Below are 4,882 nucleotides of genomic sequence, written 5' to 3'. Positions count from 1 at the left end.
AGGGCTTGGCCGGGTGGGGGAGGAGGTGGTCAAAGACCCCGGCCACCTCTTGGACCCAGAGAGGACCCCCCTTTTTCTGGGAGGAAAACCCGTTTTTTACCGGAGGCACCACCATCTTCTCCTCCACAAGCCCGCGGGGTACGTGACCAGCCGAAGCGAGGCCGAGGGGCCAAGCGTCTTCCGCCTCCTTCCCGAGCCTTACCGGGGCAAGGTGGAGCCCGTGGGCCGGCTGGATAAGGACACGGAAGGCCTCCTCCTTTTCACCTCAGACGGGGCCCTCCTCCACCGCCTCACCCACCCTCGGTACAAGGTGGAAAAGGTCTACTACGCCCGCCTCAAGGTACGCCCTGGAACGTAGCCGCTACGCGGCTGACCGGGCGTGACCGAGGCCCCCGCCCAGGAGGCGTACATCCAGGCTTTTGCCCTGGGCCTTAGGCTGGGAGGGGAGGTCTTTTTGCCGGCAAGGCTTACCATCCTTGCCCCCTTCGAGGTGGAGCTGACCCTGGTGGAGGGCCGGTACCACCGGGTGAAGCGGATGTTTTAGGCGATGGGCAACCGGCTGGTCTACCTGAAGCGGCTGCGCATGGGGCCCTTGGCCTTGGACCTCCCCTTGGGGTCGGTGCGGCCCCTGCGGCAGGAGGAAGAGGAGGCGCTTTACGGTTTGGGACTCAGGTGAAAGGTGGCACCAAGCACCGTGCGCCCTCGAGTCCTCCCGTACCCTTGCCTTGTATGGAGTCGGCCCTTCAGGTTTTAAGCGCCAAGGAGGCCGCGCTCAGGCGGCGCTCCGTCCGTAGGTTCCGCCCTGATCCCGTGCCCATGTCCCTTTTGAAAGAGGTCCTGGCCACTGCCCAGGCTGCCCCCTCTGCTTGGAACCTACAGCCTTGGCGGCTGGTGGCCGTCTTGGACCCCGGGCTTAAAAAAGCCTTGCGCGCGGCCGCCTTTGGCCAGGAGGCGGTGGAGACCGCCCCCGTGGTCCTTGTGGTCTACTCGGACATGAAGGATGCCCTGGCCCACTTGGAAGAGGTCATTCATCCCGGTCTGCCCCAGGAGCGAAGACCCGCTTACATGGATAGCGTCCTAAAACACTTTCAAGCAATGCCGCAAGAAGAGGTGGAGGCCTGGGGTGCAGGCCAGAGCTACATCTACCTTGGCTACCTGCTCCTCCTTTTAAAGGCCTATGGCCTGGACAGCGTGCCCATGCTTGGGTTTGACCCCGCTCGAGTCAAGGCCCTGCTCGGCCTGCCCGATCATGTCCGGATTCCCGCCCTGGTGCCCCTGGGGTATGGTGCAGAAGAGGGTTTTCCGCACCACCGCCACGCCCTAGAGCGGGTGCTCACCGTGCGGTAAGCTGAAGGGATGAGGCTTTGGTTCTTCCCCCTGGCGCTTTCCTTTGGGGTGGCCCTGGAGGTCAAGCCCATCCCCGAGGCGGTTTTGGTGGTGAGGGAGGAGGTCCTCGAGGGGGGGGAGGTCAAGGCCTATGTGGGCACGAAAAGGCAACGGGTGGCCTCGGAACAGGAGCTTAGGGCCCTGATCCGGGCCTGGACGCAGGAGCCCAGGCCGCCCCGGTTCGTGTGGGAGGGGGGAAGGTGGCGGGGGGTGGAGAAGGTGGGCCGCACGTTTGACGAAGAGGAGGCTTTGGCTGCCTTCCGGAAAGCCTGGGCCGAGGGCCGGGCCAGCTTCCTCCTGCCCGCCCGCCAGATCCCTCCAAAGCCCAGTTTGCGCGATCTTTACCGCCTAGGGGTACGCGACCACCTGGCCACGGCGGAGACCGACTATAGGGGCTCCCACCCTAACCGCATCCACAACCTCCGCCTGGCGGCCTCCCGCCTGGATGGCCTTCTCATCCCCCCGGGGGTTTTCTCCTTTAATCGGGCCCTGGGGGAGGTGAGCGAACAGGCGGGGTATAAGGAGGCGTACGTCATCCTTGGTGACCGTACAGAGCAGGGAGTGGGGGGTGGGGTTTGCCAGGTCTCCACCACCTTCTTCCGCGCGGCCTACTTCGCGGGGCTTCCCATCCTGGAGCGCCACCCCCATAGCTACCTCGTCCGCTACTACACCCCCCCGGGTCTGGATGCGAGCGTCTTCCAACCCTACCTAGACCTTCGCGTGGAGAACGACACCCCAGGCCACCTTTACGTTCAGAGCTCTATTCAGGGCACGCGGCTCCGCTTCCACCTGTTTGGGACCAAGGACCGGGCGGTGCGCCTCGAGGGCCCGGTGATCACCGACCGGGAGCCTCCCCTGGCCGAGCGGCGGATTTTGGACCCCAGCCTGCCCCCGGACGCGGTCAAGCAGGTGGACTTTGCCGCGGAGGGGATGACGGTCTATTGGAAACGCGTGGTCCGCTATCAAAGCGGCAAGGAGCGGGTGGACGGTTTGCAAAGCAGGTACAAGCCCTGGGGGGCGGTCTTTCTGGTGGGGCCTAGGCCCGAACCTCCAGAAGGAGGGCCCGCTCCACCGGAAGGAGGACGTGAGGCCCTTTCAGGTGGGCCGCCTCAAAGGGGCGGAGGTGAAGGTACCGCCCGTCCGGGAGGTCGATGACCACCTCTCCTTCCAGAACCACGTAGATGAAGCCGCCGGGCCGCTCCTCCCTCCTTCGGGCCTCGTAGACCCGGAAGTGCTCCACCCCGGGAAACCGGACCTCCTTTTCCCGGGCCAGCCGTTTTAGGTGGAGCTTCACGCCAACACCTTCCCTTTTTTCTCCGCTCGGCCCTTGGCCATGCGGAGCTTGAAAAGGGCCTTCTTGAAGAGGGCCTTTTCCTCTTGGGTTAAGGGGGTACCGGAGCCAGCCTTTTCCAGAAGGGCCTTTTCCTCCTCCTTCAGCTGATCTTTGTAGGCCAGAAGCGCCTCCCAGTCAGCCGGAAGCTCACCCGCTTTTGGGGAGGGCTGGGATCCCTTGGGCCCTTTGGGCCGAGGGCTTTTAGGCTCCCCGGCTTTTTGCAGTGGGCCGCCCTTTGGGCCCACGTAGCTCGGGCAGTCGGGGTTGGAGCAACCTTTGACGCCTTTACCCTGGACCAGGTTCCAGCCGCACCTGGAGCAGGGTTCGGGAAGGAGGGGGTAGAAGGAGAGGAAATCGCACCCCTTCTGATTGCAGCGGTAGTAGGCCTTGCCCCGCTTGCTCCGCTTTTCCAGAACCTCGCCGGTTTTGCACTTGGGACAGGAAAGGCCGGTGGAAGGGGCCTCGTCCCTGGTGTAGTCGCACTCCGGGTAGCCCGAGCAGGCGATAAACCGGCCGTACCGGCCAATTTTGCGCAAAAGGGGCCTTCCGCACTTGGGGCAGGCCTCCTCCAAGGGCTCGCTTTCCCGCTTCTCCAAGGGCTCGGTGTAGGTGCACCCGGGGTAGCCGGTGCAGCCCAGAAACTGCCCGAACCGGCTCACCTTAAGTTCTAAAGGCCTGCCGCAAAGGGGGCAGGTCTTCTTGGGCACCTGGGCCAGCTCCTCGAGGAAGGGGGCGTAGAACTCCCAGACCACCTTGGGCCAGACCGCCCGCCCCTCCTCCACCTCGTCCAGCCGGTCCTCCATCTGAGCGGTGAAGTCGTAGGCCACCACCCGGGGGAAGCGGGCCTTTAGGTACCGGACCACCTCCCGGCCCAAGGGGGTGGGGAAGAGGGTCCGGCCCTGCCGCTTTATGTAGGCCCGCTTTTCCAGGGTCTCCAGGGTGGGGGCGTAGGTGGAGGGCCTCCCGATGCCCAGCTCCTCCAGGGTCTTGACCAGGGTGGCGTCGGTGTACCGGGGAGGGGGCTCGGTGACCTTCCGTTCGGCCCAGGCCTCGAGGAGCTGGGCAGGGCTTCCCTCCAGGAGGGGCGGGAGGGGGGGTTCCGCCTCCTGTTGTTCGCTTCGTGAAGCCGCTTCCGGGTCTCGGCCCCAGGCCCTGAGGTAGCCCTCAAACTTCAAGACCGAGCCCGAGGCCCGGAAGACGAAGGCCCCATCCTGGGAGGGAAGGAGGGCGGAGGTGGTCTCGTAGAGGGCGTCCTTCATCTGGCTCGCCAGGAAGCGCCGCCAGATGAGGTCGTAAAGCCGGTGCTCCTCCTCGCTCAGGTAGGGGCGCACCGCCTCCGGGCTACGGGCGGGGTCGGTGGGCCGGATGGCCTCGTGGGCGTCCTGGACCCCGGCCTTTTTGTTTTGGTAGGTCCGGGGGGCCTCCGGGAGGAACTCGGGCCCAAAGGCGCCTCGGATCACCTCCCGGGCCTTGGCGATCGCCTCGGGGGAGACCCGGACCGAGTCGGTGCGCATGTAGGTGATGAGGCCCACCGTCCCCTCTGGGAGGTCCACCCCCTCGTAGAGGCGCTGGGCGATGCGCATGGTGCGGCTTGCGGTGTAGCCGAGCCTGGAGGAGGCCGCCTGCTGAAGCGTGGAGGTGGTGAACGGGGGTGGGGGGGGTCTGCGCCGCTCCTTCACCTCCACCGTCCCCACCCGGTAAGAAGCCCTTTGCAGTTCGGAAAGAAGGGCCTGGACCTCGGCCTCCTCCTTCAGGTGGAGCCGGCCTTCCTTCTCTGCCTCCCCAAGCCAGAGCCTCTTCCCCCGGACCTCCTGGAGGCGGGCCTCCACCTCGAGGGCCTTTGGGCCCTCCCTTGCGGCCACCGCCAAAAACCGCCCCCAAACCACGTGGTAGACCTCGGGCTGGAAGGCCTCGATCTCCTCCTCCCGCTCCACCACGAGCCTTAGGGCCACGCTCTGGACGCGGCCCGCGGAGAGCGCCCGCCTGCGGAACTCGAGGGAAAGAAGGGGGGAGAGGTTGTACCCGAGGAGCCGGTCCAGCACCCGCCTGGCCTGCTGGGCGTCCACCAGGTTCTGGTTGATGGGCCGGGGGGTTTTGACCGCTTCCTGGACCACCTTTGGGGTGATCTCGTGGAACTCCACCCGCAACGGCCCCTTCGGGTCC

General features: G+C 65.8%; 7 protein-coding genes. 5 read left to right on the top strand and 2 right to left on the bottom strand.

Annotated elements, in window-relative coordinates; translation table 11 throughout:
* From C4301_RS02305 to C4301_RS02285, 5 genes are all read left to right on the top strand, one after another.
* A partial coding sequence (locus C4301_RS02305) for a pseudouridine synthase (protein WP_352413504.1) occupies positions 1 to 358 on the top strand: 358 nt, incomplete at its 5' end.
* Positions 359 to 379: 21 nt separating this feature from the next.
* The gene (locus C4301_RS02300) at positions 380 to 544 is read left to right on the top strand and encodes a pseudouridine synthase family protein (protein WP_352413503.1); all 165 of its coding nucleotides are present in this window, start codon (positions 380 to 382) and stop codon (positions 542 to 544) included.
* A gap of 3 nt (positions 545 to 547) precedes the next feature.
* Positions 548 to 676, top strand: a complete 129-nt coding sequence (locus C4301_RS02295; RefSeq protein WP_352413502.1) for a hypothetical protein — start codon at positions 548 to 550, stop codon at positions 674 to 676.
* A gap of 53 nt (positions 677 to 729) precedes the next feature.
* A complete protein-coding gene (locus C4301_RS02290; RefSeq protein ID WP_352413501.1) occupies positions 730 to 1,347 on the top strand; it encodes a nitroreductase family protein in 618 nt (205 codons plus the stop codon).
* A 9-nt stretch (positions 1,348 to 1,356) separates the two neighbouring features.
* Entirely contained in the window at positions 1,357 to 2,541 is a 1,185-nt protein-coding gene (locus C4301_RS02285; RefSeq protein WP_352413500.1) for a VanW family protein, read from the top strand.
* Here the strand turns inward: C4301_RS02285 and C4301_RS02280 are convergent.
* Both C4301_RS02280 and topA read right to left on the bottom strand, forming a co-directional pair.
* The gene (locus C4301_RS02280) at positions 2,423 to 2,680 is read right to left on the bottom strand and encodes a hypothetical protein (protein ID WP_352413499.1); all 258 of its coding nucleotides are present in this window, start codon (positions 2,678 to 2,680) and stop codon (positions 2,423 to 2,425) included. The two genes, C4301_RS02285 and C4301_RS02280, sit on opposite strands and share 119 nt — an antisense overlap.
* Positions 2,677 to 4,882 (bottom strand): type I DNA topoisomerase (gene topA, locus C4301_RS02275; protein ID WP_352413498.1); only part of this gene is annotated, 2,206 nt, incomplete at its 5' end. The genes topA and C4301_RS02280, both read right to left, overlap by 4 nt.

The sequence above is a fragment of the Thermus sp. genome (genome assembly GCF_040290245.1).
Classification (GTDB): domain Bacteria; phylum Deinococcota; class Deinococci; order Deinococcales; family Thermaceae; genus Thermus_A.
The sequence above is the reverse complement of the archived record's forward strand: the minus strand, read 5'-3'. Positions and strand labels throughout refer to the sequence as shown.